This window comes from Rhodococcus sp. IEGM1339 (assembly GCF_050321925.1).
Classification (GTDB): Bacteria; Actinomycetota; Actinomycetes; order Mycobacteriales; family Mycobacteriaceae; genus Rhodococcus; species Rhodococcus pyridinivorans.
The window spans coordinates 1-18,264 of record NZ_JBNQFT010000011.1 but is presented as its reverse complement, the minus strand read 5'-3'; the positions used below and the strand labels follow the sequence as shown (position 1 = coordinate 18,264).

Genomic DNA, 18,264 nt, shown 5'->3' with positions numbered 1-18,264 from the left:
ACCTCATCCGCGATTCACCATCGACCAGAGCTGCGAGGCGTGAAAGACGCAGCGGCCGAAACCGTCCGGTCGCCGCGGGGGCACCGCCCGTTCGGGTAGGGCACCTCCCGCTGACCGGGTGGGCGCCGCACTCGCCCGAGCAGTGCCGGTACCGTTTTCCTCATCCCATGTGCGCTGGTAACCTGAATTAGAACACGTTCTAGATTCGGTCGTGCGCGGCCATCTTTGCAGGAGAGGACGAGACCACCCATGACGACTGTCGAGGTGCCCCACGGCTCACGCTCGGTGATCCTCACCGTGTCCGCCGTCGTCGAGGAGACCGCCGACACGCGGTCGATCGTGTTCGCCGTCCCGGACGAGCTGCGCGACAAATTCGCCTACCGGCCCGGCCAGTTCCTCACCCTGCGCATCCCGAGCGACCGGACGGGCTCGGTGGCCCGCTGCTACTCGCTCGCGAGCTCGCCGTTCACCGACGACGCCCCCAAGGTCACCGTCAAGCGCACCTCCGACGGCTACGGATCCAACTGGCTGTGCGACAACATCGCGGCCGGACAGACCCTCGAGGTGCTCCCTCCCGCGGGCGTCTTCACCCCGAAGTCGCTCGACCACGACTTCCTGCTGTTCGGCGCCGGCAGCGGCATCACCCCGGTGATCTCGATCCTCAAGTCCGCGCTCACCCAGGGCGGCGGCACGGTGGTGCTGGTCTACGCCAACCGCGACGAGAAGTCCGTCATCTTCGCCGAGGAGCTGCGGGCTCTCGCGGAGAAGTACCCGACGCGCCTGACCGTCGTGCACTGGCTCGAGTCCGTCCAGGGTCTGCCCACCGCCGACCAGCTCGCGGCGATCGCAACGCCCTACGAGTCGTACGAGGCGTTCATGTGCGGCCCCGGACCGTTCATGGACACGGTCCACCAGGCACTGAACACCGTGGGCATGCCCCGCGCCCGCGTGCACGCCGAGGTCTTCAACTCGCTGTCGGGCGACCCGTTCGCCGACCAGGCGCCGGTCGAGGTCAGCGACGAGGACGCCGCCGACGCCGCGACCGTCGAGGTCGAACTCGACGGCGAGGTCCACAAGCTCTCGTGGCCGCGTACGCAGACCCTCGTCGACATCATGCTCGCGAAGGGCATCGACGTGCCGTATTCGTGTCAGGAGGGCGAATGCGGATCGTGCGCGTGCACCGTGCTCGAGGGCAAGGTCGAGATGGAGAACTGCGACGTGCTCGACCCCGAGGACATCGAGGCGGGCTACATCCTCGGTTGCCAGGCCCGGCCGGTGACCGACCACCTCAAGATCGAGTTCTGAGCCGGCGGGTTCACGCCCCGCTGATCCCGCTCTCTGCGGAAGTGCCCGGCCCCTACGAACGTGCGGGGACGGGCACTTCCCGCATCCCGGCGGAGTCGGGCTTCGGCTTTCGCACGAGCACGCCGACCCCGGCCACGAGCGCCAGCACGGCGACGACCACGCCGTAGCCGACGGCGGTGGACATCAGGCCGAACGATCCGGCCGCCACCCCGGCGGCCATCGCGGGCACCGAGAACGCGAAGTAGCAGACGACGAAGGTCGTTGCGAATATCCGGCCGCGCTCGTGGGGTCGGCCGAGCGAGCCGACCACGCCCATGGCCGCGACGAAGGTCGAACCCCAGCCGAAGCCGGCGACCGCGGTACCCGCGTAGTATGCCGCGACCCATCCCGTGAGGAGCGCGGTGATCACCGCGGCCAGTCCCGTCGCGAGCAACACGGCCCCGAGGATCACGATGCGATGGGGGTCGCGGCGGGCCGTGGTGGTCGCCGCGACCGTGCCCGCCGTGAACAGCGTGCCGATCGCCAGACCCGCGGCGAGGCGGTTGTCGATACCGAATACCGAGTCGACGATCGAGGGCCCCAGCGACATGTACAGCCCGCCGAGTGCCCACGCCGACATCAGACTGGGCAGGATGAGCAGATAGCGACCCCGGACCTCACGGGGCACCGACGCGCTCGGCACCAGGCTCCGCAGGGCGTCGCGTCGCGACGGGAAACCCACCGACGGCGAGGTCTCCGGCACGAAGATCAGCGCGATCGCCAGCACGACGGCGAGAACGCCGACGACCGCATAGCTCAGGACCGTGGGGAGTGGCGCGAACTGTACGAGTACGCCGGCTCCCGCCGCGCCGAGCGCGAGGCCGAGCGACGGCGCCGCGGTGTTGATCAGCGGACCGATGTGCCTGTTCGGCTGCATCTCGATCACGGCCGCCGCCAGCGCGCTCGTCGCCGCGCCCACCGCGAGACCCTGCAGGATCCGCGCGACGATCAGCCACCCCACCCCCGGGGAGGCGATGAAGACCACCATGCTCGCCGCGAGCAACAGCAGGGCCGTCACGATCACGGGTCTGCGCCCGACGTAGTCGGACAGCGACCCCACCGTCACGAGCGCCGCGAGCAGTGCGAGCACGTAGACCGCGAACACCACCGTGAGCATCGCCGCGGAGAACCCCCACATCTGCTGGTAGACGGGATACAGCGGTGACGGTGCCGACGACGACGCGGTGAGGGTGAACGCTCCCAGGCCGACCACGGCGAAACCGAACGAGCGGATACGGCCGCGGGGCTGGACGGGAGCAGTCATCGAACCTCCAGAAGGTGATCGGCGCGTTCCACGCGAGAGACGAACGGCGTGTCCCACGCGGAAACGAACGAGCGCCTCCGCGCGAATTGGTGAACACCCCTTCAGCAACATACTTCGCTCGACGAAGTATTCCTCCGGCCATCCACTCGACGGCTCGGACACTCAGAGGGAGGTGGCGTCCTCGACGTCCTCGTCCCGCATGTCGCCGGGCGCCGCGAGCAGGGCGCGACCGGCAGCGAAGACCGTCGCTGCCAGCGGCAACTCTCCGGGCACACCGCTGCGGAAGACTTCGACACGGCCCGAACCCGAGGCGGGTCGCCCGAGCGCATCGATCCGGCGCAGCGTCTGCCGTGCGACGGCCTCGGCGCTGTCGAACAGGCGCACTCCGGCCGGCAGGTGTTCGATGATGGTGTCGGCGACAAGCGGATAGTGGGTGCAACCGAGAACCACACCCTGGACATCCCGAGGGGTGCGCTCGGCCGCGGAAGCGACCGCTGCGGCGACGGCCACCCGATCACCCGCATCGATGGCGTCGGCAAGTCCGTGACACGCCACGCCGACGACCTCGGACCCGTTCGCGAACTGGTCGATCAGATTCGCCTGGTACCTGCTCGCGGTGGTCGCCGCGGTGGCCCAGATCGCCACCGAATCGCACGCCGCGGCCGCGGGCTTGACCGCGGGGACCGTGCCCACCACGGGCACCGCCGGACCGAGATCGGCCCGGACGTGTTCGAGGGCGGTCACCGATGCGGTGTTGCATGGGAGCACGACCACCTCGGCGCCCCGGGCGACGGCGCGACGGGCGGTGGTGACGACCCGGTCGATCACCCAGTCCGGAGACTTCGGGCCCCACGGGGCGCCGTCGGGATCCGTCGACAACATGAGGTCGAGATCGGGACGCAACCGTCGCAGCCACGCGGACGTCGGCAACAGCCCGAGACCCGAGTCGATGAGCGCAACGATCACCCTACGAATCTAGCGGGTCGCGCACGGCCGGCCCGACGGCGGTCGTTCCGGCGCGCAGCTCACTCCCCTAGACCGCCGCCGTGAGCAGCTCGTCGATCGGGGCGCCCGCAGCGATCTTCGCGCGCGACTTCATGACCAGCGCGGGCAGGCCGCCGCCCACAGCGCCGACGAACCTGCCGTCGCGCTCGTAGTACGCGAGGAACTTGCGGCCGTCGTCGCGCACGACGTGCACCGTGTCGTCGGCGGTGACCGCACCGAGGCCCTGGATCTTGATGTCGTACTGGTCGCTCCAGAAGTAGGGCACCTGTGCGGCGGCCCCGGCCTCGACGCCCATGATGGTCTTCGCCAGGACGGATGCCTGCTCGCCGGCGTTCGTCCAGTGCTCGATGCGCCTGCGCCCACCGGCCGGTACTTGCCAGGACGCGACATCGCCGACGGCCCACACGTGCGGGGTGGAGGTGCGGCCCGTGCCGTCGCACACGACACCGTTCTCGACTTCGACACCCGATCCCTCGAGCCACTCGGTGGCCGGGATCGAACCGATGCCCAGCACGACGAGGTCGACGTCGATCTCGCTGCCGTCGCCGAGGACGGCGGAGGTGACACGGCCGTCGCCGAGGACGGCGGAGGTGACACGGCCGTCGCCGAGGACGGCGGAGGTGACACGGCCGTCGCCGCGGATCTCCGACAATCCGACGCCGGCACGCACGTCGACGCCCTCGGCGGTGTGCAGGCGGGTGACGAGAGCACCGACCTCGGCACCGAGCACCGATGCGAGCGGGGTGGGCTGCGGTTCGACCAGCACGACCTCCACCTCGCGCGCCCGCAGGCTCGCCGCGACCTCGCACCCGATGAACCCGGCACCGACGACGAGCGCGCGGGCACCCGGAACGATCGCCTCGCGCAGGGCGCGGCTGTCCTCGAGCGACCGCAGGACGTGGACCCCCGCCAGATCCGGCAGACCGGGGATGCGGCGGGGCCGCAGACCCGTGGCGACGACGAGTTCGTCGTAGCCGAGTTCGGTGCCGTCGCTGAGCGTGAGGGTGCGCGACGCGGTGTCGACCGAGCGAGCCGCGGCACCGAGCATCAACTCGATGCGGTTCTCGCCGAAGAACTCGCTCGGCCGAAGAGTCGTGTCGTCGCGGTCGCCGCGCAGGACCTCCTTCGACAGGGGCGGGCGGTCGTAGGGCAGGTGCGTCTCGTCGCCGACGAGCACGAGTTCGCCCTCGTATCCGGCCCGGCGCAGCTCTTCGGCGGTACGCACCGCCGCCAGGCCGGCGCCCACGACCACGACGCGCTCCGGCGTACTCTCGGTCTCCCGCTCGTTCGACACCCTCGGCCCATCCTTCGCTTCGTCTTTTGTGACACGCATGCGCGTTCCGCGCGGTAGTGATGCGTCCCACTCCGCGTCCCACGTTCTTACCAAACAGCGACGACGGGCGACAGACCTACGTCGGCCGTTAGAGTTCGAGGCACCGTGAGGACAATGGGATCCAGCACAGGATCGAGCACGGAACACGACCGGTACACCTACCTGGGGGCCCCTCATGACCAGCGACAGCGGCGCAGGTATCAGCCGCATACAGTTCGGCGCCGGAACCTCCTCCGGATCCGCCGACCCGCAGGGCCGCACGATCATCGCGGACGCGGTGGTGGCCAAGATCGCGGGGCTCGCGACCCGCGAGATCAGCGGCGTCATCGAGGTGGGCGCCGGCACCGCCCGCGTCGTGGGCGCACTGCGCGACCGCATCCCCGGTGCGCGCATCAACCACGGACAGGGTGTCGCCGTCGAGGTCGGTGAACGTCAGGCCGCGATCGACATCGGCATCGTCGCCGAATACGGCGTCGCGCTGCACGAACTCGCCGTCGCCATCCGGCACAACGTCATCGCTGCGGTCGAACGCATGACGGGACTCGAGGTCACCGAGGTCAACATCACGGTCTTCGACGTGATGCTCCACGAAGAGGCCGCGGCCCTCACCGACGACGCCAAACCCCGCGTGCAGTGAACCCCGGATCAGCAGCGCAGGCGAATGCGGCCGACCTGGTGGCGGACGCCGCGCTGTCCGTTCCCGGCGTCGTGGGTCTGCACCGCGGCGCATTCGGGGAGGTCGCCACCTATCTGCCCGGCCGACGGGTCGAAGGTGTGCGGCTGACCGATCAGCTGTGCGCGGTGCACATCGTCGTGCGGATCCCCGCCGATCTCCCGGCCGTCGCCGACGCCGTCCGCGTCCGGGTGTCCCCGCTGGTGGACGTCCCCGTCCAAGTGACCATCGAAGATGTCCACGCCGGTGAACGAGAAGGAGCCCCATCGTGAACCACACACCCGTCAGCAACACCGTCGTCGGACTCCTCGCGGGGCTGCTCCTGGCCCTCGCCGGCATCATCGGCGGGTTCAGCGGTCTGCTGTTCGCCGTGCTGCTCGGCGCGCTCGGTGCCGCGATCGGCGCCCATCGCGACGGCCACCTCGACCTCGGCGCCCTGTTGAGGAGTCGGGGCCGTGGCTGATCCCACCGCGTCCGACGTCGGGACATCCGACGACACCGGGACCGGGGTCGTTCCCCCGGGCGAACGCGGCAGCCTTGTCGTCAAGGACCGTGCGATCGAACGCATCGCCGCGGCTGCCGCGCTCGGCGTTCCCGGTGTGGTGCGGCACAGCGGAGGTGGGATCCTGCGTCTCACCGGCCGCGACCTGCCCCGGGCCGACGTCACCACCGGCGCGAAGGCCGTCGCGGTGAATCTCTACATCGCCGCCGAATGGCCGTACGACGCGGCGATGCTCACCCGCCGGGTCCACGACGCGGTCGAACACCAGCTGAACGACCTGACGGGCATGCGGATCAGCGAACTCAACGTGCTCATCGTCGCGACCGCGCTCGTCGAGGACGGCGAGACCGACGAGGCGCAGCCACCCGTCGAGTACCTGGAATCCGACATTGTCGCGGCGCGGACCACTCCGCATCCCGACATCCCCACCGTCGCTCCCCTGCCACCGCTGGCGCCGCCCGCGGCCGCACCCGCCGCCGCGATCGTGGCGATCGCGGCGCTCGCCCTGTCGTTCGTCGCCGCCCGGGAACTGCTCATCGTCAACGGGACGTACGGCGGTGCCCCGTGGCTGCGCAACTCCTTCGAGTGGTTCGGCCGTCTGCACTGGCACACCTGGCTCGCACCCGTCGCGGGCGTCTGCCTCGTCCTCGGGATCGTCCTGATCGTCGTCGCCCTCAAACCCCGCCGCCGGACGCATGTGCCGCTGCAGGTCGCGGGGCCGGTGCCCACGGTGTGGATGCGGCGCACGGACGTCGCACGCATGTGCAGCGCCCACGCGTCCGCGCTCACCGGCGTGCGCACGGCCCGCACGGTCGTCGACCGTCGCCGTGCCGTGGTGCGCATCTCGATCGAGGACGAGACACCGGTCGACGAGATCACCGCGTCCGTGCGCGGCGCGGTCGCCCCGAACCTCGCGGCGCTCGCCGACCCCGTCGAACTCGTGGTGGAGGTGGCGCGGTGAAACTCCGTACCGTGCTGGCGAATCGGCTCGTCACCTTCCTGGCGGGCCTCGCCCTCGCCGGTGCCGGCGCATTCGCCCTGGCGTGGGTGTGGCAGGTTCCCCTAGCTCGAGAGCAACTCTCGCGTCTCGACCGTCCCCGCGTGACCGACGTCCCGGACCAGTCGTGGTGGACACCGGCCCTGTGGTCGGTCTTCGCGGGCGGACTCGTGCTCGGCATCGCGTTGCTCGCTGTCAACCTGTCGCGCCGGCGCACGTCGACCGTGCAGCTCTACGACCAGGTCACCGACGCCACCCTCGGTGTCGAACTCGGTCCCGTCGTCGACGGTGTGGCAGCCGAACTCGCCGCCCTGCCGGGCGTGCGGGCCGTGCGCGGACGCGCGGTCGTCGAACGCCACCTGCCGACGCTCTCGGTGGTGGTGCACGCCGACCCGACCATCGATGTCACCGAGCTGACGGAAGCTGCGGAGGATGCCGCCCAGCGGGTCGCGCGCGCTCTCGGCGGGGCGCACGTGGCGACGCAGGTCCTGGTACATCTCGACCCGGCTGTGGATGTCCACTGAGCCCACCCACCCCGGGCCGGAACCCATCCGGTCCGGGGTGGCTCAGCTTCGGGCCGCGTCCACGAGGTCGTGCTCGACGCTGTAGTCCACGCGCATCCGGTCCATCGCCACGTCGCGCACCTTGTACGCCCGCTGCGTGGTGCGTTCGAGGTCCGGATAGCGGAATTCCTGGACGCGGTCGAGGAGCGCGAGCAGCGGCCCGACGCGTCCGAGGACGTGCTTGAGCGGGCTGTCGGGGATGTGCAGGGCGTCGGCGTCGGCGTCGCCGATGAACACCCGCTGCAGCGAGTGCATCACCGTGCGGGCGACCGTCGTCCGGATCGGTGCGGTGCCCGGCAGCAGGTTGGCCAGCTCCGGGACGAGATACTGCTCGGTCAGCGCGGTGACGAAATCCCGGTCCTCGTCGCTGGGGCCGGGCGAGGTGAGCCGGTACAGGTCCTCGACCGCGATGTGATCGCGTTCGGTGCGCAGGCCCAGTTCCTCGCCCATCCCGATCACGTGCCCGACGTAGCGCCACAGGTGGTAGATGTCGTCGAGTTCGCGATCGGTGAAGCGCACGCCGAGGATCTGCATCGCCTCGACCGCGATGTGCCCGAACTCGGCCATCGTGAGCGCCATGTACGACTGCGGGATCGGGACTCCCCAGGCGTCCTCGTCCCACACCCCGCTCGCGAGAATGCCCTTGCGCACGTGGGCGTGGATCAGGCGCACCCGCACCGTGAACGCGAATCCGCCTCCGTCGCGGCGCATTCCGCCGCGAGTGAGGACGTGCCGTAACCACTCCCCGACCTCGACCGACCGCACGGCCGGCTGACTCACATAGCGGCCCGTCAGTGCGAGAGGCTTTCCGGCGATGAAGTTTCCGGCACCGCGCAGCAGCGAGGCAGCACCGAGCACCATGCCGAGGATCGGCGTGTGCCGAACGAGCGCGTCGGCGGCGTTGTCGATGCGGTCGTGGTCTACCCAGGCGGGTTCGTTGTCGAGGAAGGCGAACAGCTCTCGCAGGGATTCGGGTGCGTCGGGGACCGCCTCGACACCGTGAGTGAGTGCGACGCGCACGGCAGCCGTCGCGGAGTTCGGACCGAAGTCGTCGTTCACCACGGCGTCGGCCGGCGGGTCGGCCTGCCACATGCCGTCGAGCCAGCGCTCGCCGAGATCTGCGTATCGGCGCACCGCAAGGTCGGCGTTGACGAGATCACGTGGGATGTGTCGCTCCATGCATCCATGGAAACACGAGGAATCCTCACTTACTATTCACTTTCATGAGCTCCCCGCGCGGCAACAGAACCGGAGGCAGAATCCCTCGGAAGCGTCCTGTGCAGCAGCGAAGTCACGACACCCGCAAGTTGCTCCTCATCTCTGCGTACGAGTTGCTCGAGCGCAGCCCCACCGCGCGGATCAGCACCACGGCACTCGCCGAGCACGCCCACGTGAGCATCGGGACGGTCTACCGATACTTCCCCGACGTCGACGCCGTGCTCGACGAACTCCGCATGACCGCCGTCCACGCGATCACCACCTCGCTGTCCACCGCCATCGGGCGGGCGATGGACCAGCAGCCGGAGGACGCCATGGCGACGGTCGTGGAAAGCCTCACCGCCGCGTTCGAGAAACACGCCGCGGTGCTCCGGGTGTCGTACACCTCCGAGGAGATCGAGTTCGGACTCGCGTGGGCCGAGGTCGAAGGTCCGCTGCGGCCGCTCGGACGCATCATCCCGGCGCGGCTGCGACCCGATCTCGACGACGCAGCACTCGACGATCTCGTGTTCATCGTGATGGGAGCGACGGCGAGCCTGTGTTCACGGATCGCCCTCTTGCGGCCCCGGAGATCCGATCGGACCCGGATGATCGCGGTGACGGCGCGGATGCTCCTCGCCGCGATCGAGAGCGCCTGACGCACGGCGCATCGTGTACGGCGCGCTCATCTCCGGGTTCGAAAACAGACCCGACGTCCTGCCGAACGGCACATACTGATCACTGTCGTTCTCACACCGTCGTCTCGACCGAGGAGAGTGCTGTGCGTCGACTACCGATCGTGTTGTCCGCCGTGATCCTCACCGTCGCGGCCGCCTGCGGCAACGACACCTCGAGCGAATCACCGCTCGCCGCAACGTCCGAAGCGACCGCGACCGATGCGACCGCTACCGGCGCGGCGCCCGCCGACGAATTCCAGGACGTGCTCGACCGCGTCCGCGAGGAAGTCGGCTTTCCGGGAGTCGTTGCGCGCGTGGTCACCCCGGACTACGAGTGGACCGGTTCGTCCGGCACGATCGGTGCGGATCGATCGGAGGAACCCGGCCCGGACGACCACACCCGCATCGGCAGCATCACGAAGACGATGACGATCACCGCTCTACTGCAACTGGCGGAGGACGACCGCCTGTCGCTGGAGGATCCGATCGGCCGCTATGTGCCGGGCCTGCCGAACGGCGACGTCGCCACCCTGGGTCAGCTGGCCTCGATGGTGAGCGGCATCCCCAGCTACACCTTCGACGAGGAATTCCAGCAGCAACTCTTCGACGATCCGGAGGCACCGTGGACCCCGGACGAACTCCTCGACTACGTACGCGGTGACGCACCGAACTTCGCTCCCGGGGAGCGGTTCGAGTACTCCAACACCAACACGATCGCGCTCGGGCTGGTCGTCGAGCAGGTTTCCGGGCAGAGCCTGCACGAGTACTTCCGGGCGAACATCTTCGAGCCCCTGGGCATGGCCGACACCGTGATGCCCACCGACGCGGCCATCGCGTCACCGCACCTGTACGGGATCACCGAACAGGGACAGCCGGACGGGCAGACGGCCGATGCGACCGGTTGGAACCCGTCGTGGGGATGGTCGGCCGGCGCGGTGATCTCCACCGTCGACGACCTCGAACTGTGGGGCACGGCCCTCGGGACGGGCGAGGGCATCCTCTCCCCCGAGATGCAGCAGCTCCGTCTCGACTCGTTCCTGTTCGACGTCCCCGGTGCGACCGACACCCGCGCCTACGGCCTCGGGCTCGGTATCGAGAACGGCTGGCTCGGCCACACGGGCGAACTCCCCGGTTTCAACACCTACGTGGGATATCTGCCCGAACGCCGGGCCGTGGTCGTCGCCGCCGTGAACAGCGACATCCCGACGGCCGACGGGGAGGAACCGGTGACCCCCGTGGCAAACCAGCTGAAGGAGATCGTCGGCTGATCGCTTGAGATCCAGAAACGTCGAACGGCGCCCACCCGGAGGGTGGACGCCGTTCGAGCGTCAGTGAGGACTAGCTCACTTGATGATCCCGTAGACGGTGCCTACTTGATGATCTTCGTGACGCGACCGGCGCCGACGGTGCGGCCACCCTCGCGGATCGCGAAGCGGAGGCCCTCGTCCATGGCGACCGGCTGGATCAGCTTGACGGACATCTCGGTGTTGTCACCGGGCATGACCATCTCGGTGCCCTCGGGGAGGGTCACAACGCCCGTCACGTCCGTGGTACGGAAGTAGAACTGCGGGCGGTAGTTGTTGAAGAACGGCGTGTGGCGGCCGCCCTCCTCCTTGTTGAGGATGTAGGCCTGGCCCTCGAACTCCGTGTGGGGAGTCGTGGTGCCCGGCTTGACGACGACCTGGCCACGCTCGACGTCCTCGCGCTTGATGCCGCGGACGAGGAGACCGACGTTGTCGCCGGCCTGGCCCTGGTCGAGCAGCTTGCGGAACATCTCGATGCCGGTGACCGTGGTCTTGGTCGAATCGGGGCGGATGCCGACGATCTCGACCTCTTCGTTGACGTTGATCACGCCACGCTCGATACGGCCGGTGACGACAGTGCCACGACCCGTGATGGTGAAGACGTCCTCGACGGGCATGAGGAACGGCTTGTCGGTCTCACGGACCGGGTCCGGGATGGAGTCGTCGACGGCCTGCATGAGGTCGACGATCGACTGGACCCACTTCTCGTCACCCTCGAGAGCCTTGAGAGCGGAGATCGGGACGACCGGAGCGTTCTCGTCGAACTCCTGCGAAGCGAGGAGCTCGCGCACCTCCATCTCGACGAGCTCGAGGATTTCCTCGTCGTCGACCATGTCGGCCTTGTTCAGGGCGACGAGGATGTAGGGAACGCCGACCTGGCGAGCGAGCAGCACGTGCTCACGCGTCTGGGGCATCGGGCCGTCGGTGGCCGCCACGACCAGGATCGCGCCGTCCATCTGGGCGGCACCGGTGATCATGTTCTTGATGTAGTCCGCGTGACCCGGGGCGTCGACGTGCGCGTAGTGGCGCTTGTCGGTCTGGTACTCGACGTGGGAGATGTTGATCGTGATACCACGAGCCTTCTCCTCAGGTGCCTTGTCGATCTGATCGAAAGCGAAGCTCTCGTTCAGGTCGGGGAACTTGTCGGCAAGCACCTTGGTGATCGCAGCCGTGGTGGTGGTCTTGCCGTGGTCGACGTGACCGATGGTGCCGATGTTCACGTGCGGCTTGGTCCGCTCGAACTTCGCCTTCGCCACTGGATGTCCTCCTGGACTGTTGTTGCTTGCTGTATGCAGCAGTGCGGTTTGTATTACTTGGTCGTGCAGGTGACCGAGGGATAACCCGGAGGCTACTCGCCGGTCGCCTTGGCGATGATTTCCTTCGCGACGTTCGAGGGAACCTCTGCGTAGGAATCGAACACCATGGAGAAGTTCGCACGACCCTGGGTCTTCGACCGCAGATCGCCGATGTAACCGAACATCTCCGAGAGCGGAACCAGCGCCTTCACGACACGGGCACCACTGCGTTCCTCCATGGCCTGGATCTGGCCACGGCGGGAGTTCAGGTCGCCGATCACTTCACCCATGTAGTCCTCGGGCGTGGTGACCTCGACCGCCATGAGGGGCTCGAGGATCACCGGGGCGGCCTTGCGGGCCGCTTCCTTCAGCGCCTGCGAACCGGCGATCTTGAACGCCATTTCGGACGAGTCGACGTCGTGGTACGCACCGTCGATGAGGGTGACCTTCAGGTTCACCAGCGGGTAGCCGGCGAGCACGCCGTACTGCATGGCGTCCTGGGCACCCGCGTCGACCGACGGGATGTACTCGCGCGGGATGCGACCGCCGGTGACCTTGTTCTCGAACTCGTAGGTCGCGCCGTCCTCGCCGACGAACGGCGAGAGGCCGATGATGACCTTTGCGAACTGGCCCGAGCCACCGGTCTGCTTCTTGTGCGTGAACTCGAGCTTCTCGACCGGCTTGGTGATCGTCTCGCGGTACGCGACCTGCGGCTTGCCGACGTTGGCCTCGACCTTGAACTCGCGACGCATGCGGTCGACGAGGATGTCGAGGTGGAGCTCGCCCATGCCGCCGATGACGGTCTGGCCGGTCTCGTCGTCGAGTTCGACGGAGAAGGTCGGGTCCTCTTCGGCGAGCTTCTGGATGGCCGTCGACAGCTTCTCCTGGTCGGCCTTCGACTTCGGCTCGATGGAGACCTGGATGACCGGGTCCGGGAAGGTCATGGACTCGAGCACGATCGGGGCGTCCTGCGCGCACAGGGTGTCGCCGGTCGTGGTGTCCTTCAGGCCGATCATCGCGTAGATGTGGCCGGCCACGGCCTCGTCGACCGGGTTCTCCTTGTTGGCGTGCATCTGGAACAGCTTGCCGATGCGCTCCTTCTTGCCCTTGGTCGAGTTGAGCACCTGGGTGCCCGAGTCGATCCGGCCGGAGTACACGCGGACGAAGGTCAGCTTGCCGAAGAAGGGGTGCGCGGCGATCTTGAAAGCGAGCGCGGAGAACGGCTCGTCCTTCGAGGGCTTACGACGCAACTCTTCTTCTTCGTTACCAACCTGGTGGCCGATGACGTCGCCGATGTCGAGCGGGTTCGGGAGGTAGTCGATGACCGCGTCGAGCATGGGCTGGATGCCCTTGTTCTTGAAGGCAGAGCCGCACAGCACCGGGTACAGCTCGGAGGCGACCGTCATCTTGCGGATGGCAGCCTTGATCTCGGCGACGGTGAGCTCCTCGCCGCCGAAGTACTTCTCCATGAGCTCTTCGTCGGACTCGGCGACCGTCTCGAGCAGCTTCTCGCGGTACTCGGCAGCCTTGTCGGCGAGATCGGCCGGGATCTCCTCGATGGTCGGCTCGGCACCGATCTCGGTGACGCCGCGCCAGGTGATGGCCTTCATCTCGACGAGGTCGACGACGCCGTCGAAGGCATCCTCGGCACCGATCGGGAGCTGGAGGACCAGCGGCTTCGCGCCCAGACGATCGATGATCGTCTGCACGGTGAAGTAGAAGTCCGCGCCCATCTTGTCCATCTTGTTGACGAAGCAGATGCGCGGAACGTCGTACTTGGCAGCCTGGCGCCAGACCTGCTCGGACTGGGGCTCGACGCCCTCCTTGCCGTCGAACACGGCGACAGCGCCGTCGAGGACGCGCAGCGACCGCTCGACCTCGACCGTGAAGTCGACGTGGCCGGGGGTGTCGATGATGTTGATCTGGTTCTTGTTCCAGAAGCAGGTCACAGCAGCGGAGGTGATGGTGATACCACGCTCCTTCTCCTGCTCCATCCAGTCGGTGGTCGAGGCACCGTCGTGCGTCTCACCGATCTTGTAGTTGACACCGGTGTAGAAGAGGATGCGCTCGGTGGTGGTGGTCTTGCCGGCATCGATGTGCGCCATGATGCCGATGTTGCGGACCTTGTTCAGGTCGGTCAGCACTTCCTGTGCCACAGGTAACCCCGCTCGTAGCTCGTGTCGGTCCTTGGGTGCGGACCACATGTTCTTGTGTTGTCAGCCGGCCTTTACGGGACCGACACAGTTGTGCGAGCAGCCGACCGGGAGGTCCGTGATGACGGCATCTCCCGGTCGGCGACGACTCACCAGCGGTAGTGCGCGAACGCCTTGTTGGCTTCAGCCATCTTGTGCGTGTCCTCGCGGCGCTTCACGGAGGCGCCGAGGCCGTTGCTCGCGTCGAGGAGCTCGTTGGCGAGCCGCTCGACCATGGTCTTCTCGCGACGCTGACGCGAGAACGTCACCAGCCAGCGCAGTGCGAGCGTGGTGGAACGACCGGGGCGAACCTCGACCGGCACCTGGTAGGTGGCACCACCGACGCGACGGCTGCGGACCTCGAGGGCGGGCTTGACATTGTCGAGCGCGCGCTTGAGGGTGACGACCGGATCGGTACCGGTCTTCTCGCGAGCCTGCTCGAGCGCCTGGTAGACGATGCGCTCGGCGGTGGACTTCTTGCCGTCCAGCAGGATCTTGTTGACCAGCTGGGTGACCAGCGGCGAACCGTAGACCGGATCGGCGATCAGCGGGCGCTTGGGAGCGGGACCCTTACGTGGCATCAGCCCTTCTCCTTCTTCGCTCCGTAGCGGCTGCGGGCCTGCTTGCGGTTCTTGACACCCTGGGTGTCGAGCGAGCCGCGGATGATCTTGTAGCGCACACCCGGGAGGTCCTTCACACGACCGCCACGCACGAGCACCATCGAGTGCTCCTGGAGGTTGTGGCCCTCACCGGGGATGTAGGCGGTGACCTCGACCTGGGAGGTCAGGCGCACACGGGCGACCTTACGGAGAGCCGAGTTCGGCTTCTTCGGGGTGGTGGTGTACACGCGAGTGCACACACCGCGACGCTGGGGGCTGCCCTTGAGCGCCGCGCTCTTGACCTTGGCGGCCTTGTCGCGGCGGCCCTTGCGGACCAGCTGATTGATGGTTGGCATTAACCGGCTTTCTTCGTTGTCTGAAGCTGCTCACTTCGAGCAACCTCGGCTGTTCTGAAATTAGGGATCCATCGGTTGGGGCAAGAAAGCTGCTGCCCCGCACTCGCCCCTCGTGTGCACACGAGGTCGGGTGTGTCGCGTACCCCCACACAGGCAGCCGGGGGCTCGTTCCTGCAGATATCTACAGACCACGCGCACGGCACTACCTCGCATAGGCACACAGACCGGCCCGGGCATGCCGGACACGACCCACAACGATACCCGGCGTGCGCGCATGAGGTCAAAGTGAGGAGCGCGCACCCTCCCGAGGATCCGCACACACCGTCAACTGCTGAGGTTCAGTGTGAGCCGGGCCAACGTAGCAGCAGCTTCACACGGGTCCGCTCCCCCGGAGGTGTACTGCACCCACCAGCCGAAGATGCCGGTCGTCGACGCCCCGGAACTGACCCCGCACGACAGCGGATCGCCGGGTCGGCGCATCTGCAGTGCCCGCCGGCCCTCGATGGTCGTGTTCTCGATCTCGTAGCCGAGCCCCTCGGCGGCGGCGCGTTCGTGGTCGAGGGAACCGGTCTCGAACCAGTTGAAGGTGACCTTCACTACTCCAGTGGGCCCCTCGCCGTCCCAGCGGCAGATCGCACCGAAGAACCCGCGATAGACGTAGTCCGCGCCCACGGCCTCGGCGATCTTCTCGTCGGCGACCGCATCGCACTCGGTGAGCAGCCGGGTGAACTCGGCGCCCGTGCCGCCGCCGATCCCCTCCGGGACGGCCCGCCCCTCGATGGTGCGGGTACATCCGGTGAGCAGAGCACCCGTCGTGAGGACGGTCGCGAGTGCGGCACCCCAGCGGCGGGCGTTCACTTCTGCACCCTTTCCACACTCGTGGTGGCCAGTCCGCGAGCGACGACGCAGGCGTCGGCGACGGGCGTGAGGTTCGAGTACGAGACCGACCAGTGGACGAAGTCGCCGCCGAACTCCACGCCGATCTCGCACAGCGTCGTCTGCCCCAGCTCGTTCTGATAGGACCCCATGAAACCCGACCGTCCCCCGATCTCGACGTCGGCGGCGGGCCGGCCGATGAGATCGGAGCCGGCGCGTTCGCGGCCGATGGGACTTCCCCGGTACCACGAGAAGCTCACGCTGGGGCCGCCGACGTAGATCTCCCACTCGCAGCCCACCGAGTTGCGCGTCACCGTCGTGAAACTGCCGAGACCGAAAGCCGCCGCCACCTCGTCGTCGGACATCGCGCCGCACTCGTCGAACAGCGGGCCGGGGTCGGTGACAGACGCGGTCGGCGAGGTCTCGACCTGTCCGGCGTCGTCGGAGTTCCCGCACGCCGCCGCACCGAGACCCATGAGACCGACCGTCGCCACGGCAGCCGCCGTCCTTCCGATGCGCAGGAGAGGCATGGCGGGAAGACTACCGAGCCGGGCCCACCTGCGTGCGACGACTCGAGGACTCCCGGAGCACCTCGTCGAGCTGCGCGGCCCAGTGACGGACGATCTCCCGCCGGCGGGCCGAGTCGTCCGTCAGCACGTCGGCCAGGCCGAGGCCGCGCGCGAGATCCAGGGTCGCCTGCACCGTCCGGTGCACGACCGGGTCGGTGTCGTCGGCACCGAGCTGCTCGACGGCCACCGCGTGCGAGACACGGCCGAACTTCTCCTCGAGCGGCAGGAGCATCTCGCGCAGAGCCGGATCGGCCGCCGCGGCCGTCCACACCTGCAGGGCGGCCTTGAACATGTTGCCGGTGCATTGGTCGACGATGCGCTCGACCACCGCCTCCGTGCGGCCGACGCCCTCGGGCACGTCGAACGGTTCGGTGCGGACCCGCTCGATGCGACTGTCGAACATGAACTCGAGCGATGCGGTGATGAGATCCTCCCGGGTCGGGAAGTGATGCTGGGCGGCCCCGCGCGACACTCCTGCCCGCTCGGCGACCACACTCACCGTGGTTGCGGCCCAACCGGATTCGACGAGGCAGTCGATCGTCGCCTCGAGCAGTCGCCGCCGCGTGGCGCGGCTGCGGTCCTGCTTCGGTTCTCGCGCCATCGGGACTCCTGTTCCTGCCTGTCCTGTCACGACCCCGTGGTCACGACCGTTCCGTCACGACTGATCTTCCGCCGAACGGGTATTCGTGCGACCCCGAGACCGTACGCAAAGGTCATCATCCGTACACTCGTATAACAGGTCGGGGGGAAAGGGGAGCACCACGTGGCGACCACCGTCAGGCGCGAGGACTACTTCGACGCCGCGCTGGCCATCCTGGCCACCAACGACCATGCCGGACTCAAGCAGGCACGGTTGTGCAGTCACCTCGAGGTGACGACCGGCTCGTTCTACAACTATTTCGAGAGCTGGGCGCAGTTCAAGACCGAATTCCTCCAGCACTGGCTCGAGAGCCAGACGCTCCAGCTCGCCGCCGCGGCGCGCCTCGAGGGTTCGATGACCCGGCGGCTCCGGTTGCTCGTCGAATTCGCGTGCAGCCTCCCCCACTCCGCCGAGTCCGCCATCCGCGGTTGGTCGCACAGCGACTCCGGCGTCCACGAGGTGCAGAGCGAGGTCGACGACCTGCGGTACGCGGTGGTGGCCGAAGCGGTGGCCCAGTACCTCGGTTCGAGGGACCAGGCCGAGCGGTTCGCGCGGCTGGCCCTGTACACGCTCGTGGGCTACCAGCAGACCGTGCCGCTGCAGGACGTGAGCTCGTTGCGGTGGTCCCTCGCCTATCTGCTGGGGACGCTGCTCCCAGCGGAGGAGGCGACCGGTCTCTTCCCGCCGGATTCCTTCCCGCCGAACATCGGAACCTCCGGGTTCGCGGTGTCGAACCCCGAAACCTCGAACCCGGAAGCATCCGACTCGGAAGCGTCGGCCTAGTGGTCTGTCTGCGATTTGATCTGGTTAAGGGCTTCGCGTCCGCGACGGGCCTTCTCGATGATCGACTCGGCGGTGGCCTTCCAAACGAACGGTTG

At 68.0% G+C, this 18,264-nt stretch carries 20 protein-coding genes; 9 read left to right on the top strand and 11 right to left on the bottom strand.

The window, feature by feature from the left end; translation table 11 throughout:
* Window positions 1-249 precede the first annotated feature (249 nt).
* Window positions 250-1,305, top strand: coding sequence for a ferredoxin--NADP reductase (locus tag ACQR3U_RS12635; RefSeq protein WP_019291258.1), 1,056 nt, complete (start codon window positions 250-252; stop codon window positions 1,303-1,305).
* A 52-nt stretch (window positions 1,306-1,357) separates the two neighbouring features.
* On the opposite strand, the gene ACQR3U_RS12630 is transcribed toward ACQR3U_RS12635, so the two are convergent.
* The 3 genes from ACQR3U_RS12630 to ACQR3U_RS12620 form a co-directional block, all read right to left on the bottom strand.
* Entirely contained in the window at window positions 1,358-2,608 is a 1,251-nt protein-coding gene (locus tag ACQR3U_RS12630; protein ID WP_230810996.1) for an MFS transporter, read from the bottom strand.
* Window positions 2,609-2,770: 162 nt separating this feature from the next.
* Window positions 2,771-3,574, bottom strand: coding sequence for a glutamate racemase (locus ACQR3U_RS12625; RefSeq protein WP_006552244.1), 804 nt, complete (start codon window positions 3,572-3,574; stop codon window positions 2,771-2,773).
* Between the two features lie 67 nt (window positions 3,575-3,641).
* Window positions 3,642-4,907 (bottom strand): NAD(P)/FAD-dependent oxidoreductase, encoded by a 1,266-nt coding sequence (locus tag ACQR3U_RS12620; protein WP_317752293.1) that lies wholly within the window; start codon window positions 4,905-4,907, stop codon window positions 3,642-3,644.
* 214 nt (window positions 4,908-5,121) lie between these two features.
* Here ACQR3U_RS12620 and ACQR3U_RS12615 point away from each other — a divergent pair, with 214 nt between their 5' ends.
* From ACQR3U_RS12615 to ACQR3U_RS12595, 5 genes are read left to right on the top strand one after another with little or no spacing between them, the layout of a single operon-like run.
* On the top strand, window positions 5,122-5,583 hold the full coding sequence (locus tag ACQR3U_RS12615) for an Asp23/Gls24 family envelope stress response protein (RefSeq protein WP_006552246.1): 462 nt from the start codon (window positions 5,122-5,124) through the stop codon (window positions 5,581-5,583).
* Window positions 5,580-5,891, top strand: coding sequence for a hypothetical protein (locus ACQR3U_RS12610; protein ID WP_006552247.1), 312 nt, complete (start codon window positions 5,580-5,582; stop codon window positions 5,889-5,891). Before ACQR3U_RS12615 ends, ACQR3U_RS12610 begins: the two co-directional genes overlap by 4 nt.
* Window positions 5,888-6,082: a hypothetical protein gene (locus ACQR3U_RS12605; protein WP_006552248.1), complete on the top strand. Its 195-nt coding sequence runs from the start codon at window positions 5,888-5,890 to the stop codon at window positions 6,080-6,082. The genes ACQR3U_RS12610 and ACQR3U_RS12605 overlap by 4 nt, the downstream gene beginning before the upstream one ends.
* Complete coding sequence (locus tag ACQR3U_RS12600; RefSeq protein WP_230810994.1) at window positions 6,075-7,082, top strand: DUF6286 domain-containing Asp23/Gls24 family envelope stress response protein; 1,008 nt, start codon at window positions 6,075-6,077, stop codon at window positions 7,080-7,082. The genes ACQR3U_RS12605 and ACQR3U_RS12600 overlap by 8 nt, the downstream gene beginning before the upstream one ends.
* Window positions 7,079-7,642, top strand: coding sequence for a hypothetical protein (locus ACQR3U_RS12595; protein ID WP_006552251.1), 564 nt, complete (start codon window positions 7,079-7,081; stop codon window positions 7,640-7,642). The genes ACQR3U_RS12600 and ACQR3U_RS12595 overlap by 4 nt, the downstream gene beginning before the upstream one ends.
* Before the next feature lie 42 nt (window positions 7,643-7,684).
* On the opposite strand, the gene ACQR3U_RS12590 is transcribed toward ACQR3U_RS12595, so the two are convergent.
* On the bottom strand, window positions 7,685-8,860 hold the full coding sequence (locus tag ACQR3U_RS12590) for an oxygenase MpaB family protein (protein WP_230810993.1): 1,176 nt from the start codon (window positions 8,858-8,860) through the stop codon (window positions 7,685-7,687).
* A gap of 98 nt (window positions 8,861-8,958) precedes the next feature.
* Between ACQR3U_RS12590 and ACQR3U_RS12585 the strand changes: the two genes are divergently transcribed.
* Entirely contained in the window at window positions 8,959-9,537 is a 579-nt protein-coding gene (locus ACQR3U_RS12585; RefSeq protein WP_006552253.1) for a TetR/AcrR family transcriptional regulator, read from the top strand.
* Window positions 9,538-9,659: 122 nt separating this feature from the next.
* On the top strand, window positions 9,660-10,823 hold the full coding sequence (locus ACQR3U_RS12580) for a serine hydrolase domain-containing protein (RefSeq protein ID WP_121208909.1): 1,164 nt from the start codon (window positions 9,660-9,662) through the stop codon (window positions 10,821-10,823).
* A 101-nt stretch (window positions 10,824-10,924) separates the two neighbouring features.
* Here the strand turns inward: ACQR3U_RS12580 and tuf are convergent, their stop codons facing one another.
* The 7 genes from tuf to ACQR3U_RS12545 all read right to left on the bottom strand — a co-directional run bounded on the left by tuf (window position 10,925) and on the right by ACQR3U_RS12545 (window position 17,347).
* Complete coding sequence (gene tuf, locus ACQR3U_RS12575) at window positions 10,925-12,115, bottom strand: elongation factor Tu (RefSeq protein ID WP_064060461.1); 1,191 nt, start codon at window positions 12,113-12,115, stop codon at window positions 10,925-10,927.
* 92 nt (window positions 12,116-12,207) lie between these two features.
* A complete protein-coding gene (fusA, locus tag ACQR3U_RS12570; RefSeq protein WP_006552256.1) occupies window positions 12,208-14,310 on the bottom strand; it encodes an elongation factor G in 2,103 nt (700 codons plus the stop codon).
* 146 nt (window positions 14,311-14,456) lie between these two features.
* Window positions 14,457-14,927, bottom strand: a complete 471-nt coding sequence (gene rpsG, locus ACQR3U_RS12565) for a 30S ribosomal protein S7 (RefSeq protein WP_006552257.1) — start codon at window positions 14,925-14,927, stop codon at window positions 14,457-14,459.
* Complete coding sequence (rpsL, locus tag ACQR3U_RS12560) at window positions 14,927-15,301, bottom strand: 30S ribosomal protein S12 (protein WP_006552258.1); 375 nt, start codon at window positions 15,299-15,301, stop codon at window positions 14,927-14,929. The genes rpsG and rpsL overlap by 1 nt, the downstream gene beginning before the upstream one ends.
* A 324-nt stretch (window positions 15,302-15,625) precedes the next feature.
* Window positions 15,626-16,159: a DUF3558 domain-containing protein gene (locus ACQR3U_RS12555; RefSeq protein WP_006552259.1), complete on the bottom strand. Its 534-nt coding sequence runs from the start codon at window positions 16,157-16,159 to the stop codon at window positions 15,626-15,628.
* Complete coding sequence (locus ACQR3U_RS12550; RefSeq protein ID WP_269065868.1) at window positions 16,156-16,707, bottom strand: DUF3558 domain-containing protein; 552 nt, start codon at window positions 16,705-16,707, stop codon at window positions 16,156-16,158. Before ACQR3U_RS12550 ends, ACQR3U_RS12555 begins: the two co-directional genes overlap by 4 nt.
* Before the next feature lie 10 nt (window positions 16,708-16,717).
* The gene (locus ACQR3U_RS12545; protein ID WP_019291249.1) at window positions 16,718-17,347 is read right to left on the bottom strand and encodes a TetR/AcrR family transcriptional regulator; all 630 of its coding nucleotides are present in this window, start codon (window positions 17,345-17,347) and stop codon (window positions 16,718-16,720) included.
* Between the two features lie 162 nt (window positions 17,348-17,509).
* Here ACQR3U_RS12545 and ACQR3U_RS12540 point away from each other — a divergent pair, with 162 nt between their 5' ends.
* The gene (locus ACQR3U_RS12540) at window positions 17,510-18,169 is read left to right on the top strand and encodes a TetR/AcrR family transcriptional regulator (protein ID WP_019291248.1); all 660 of its coding nucleotides are present in this window, start codon (window positions 17,510-17,512) and stop codon (window positions 18,167-18,169) included.
* Window positions 18,170-18,264: the final 95 nt, after the last annotated feature.

Excerpts from the sequence above, each read along its gene's own strand:
- ACQR3U_RS12550 (WP_269065868.1), bottom strand. The coding sequence starts at position 16,707 with ATGCCTCTCCTGCGCATCGGAAGGACGGCGGCTGCCGTGGCGACGGTC.
- ACQR3U_RS12590 (WP_230810993.1), bottom strand. The coding sequence starts at position 8,860 with ATGGAGCGACACATCCCACGTGATCTCGTCAACGCCGACCTTGCGGTG.
- ACQR3U_RS12635 (WP_019291258.1), top strand. The coding sequence starts at position 250 with ATGACGACTGTCGAGGTGCCCCACGGCTCACGCTCGGTGATCCTCACC.
- ACQR3U_RS12630 (WP_230810996.1), bottom strand. The coding sequence starts at position 2,608 with ATGACTGCTCCCGTCCAGCCCCGCGGCCGTATCCGCTCGTTCGGTTTC.
- ACQR3U_RS12615 (WP_006552246.1), top strand. The coding sequence starts at position 5,122 with ATGACCAGCGACAGCGGCGCAGGTATCAGCCGCATACAGTTCGGCGCC.
- rpsG (WP_006552257.1), bottom strand. The coding sequence starts at position 14,927 with ATGCCACGTAAGGGTCCCGCTCCCAAGCGCCCGCTGATCGCCGATCCG.
- rpsL (WP_006552258.1), bottom strand. The coding sequence starts at position 15,301 with ATGCCAACCATCAATCAGCTGGTCCGCAAGGGCCGCCGCGACAAGGCC.
- ACQR3U_RS12545 (WP_019291249.1), bottom strand. The coding sequence starts at position 17,347 with ATGGCGCGAGAACCGAAGCAGGACCGCAGCCGCGCCACGCGGCGGCGA.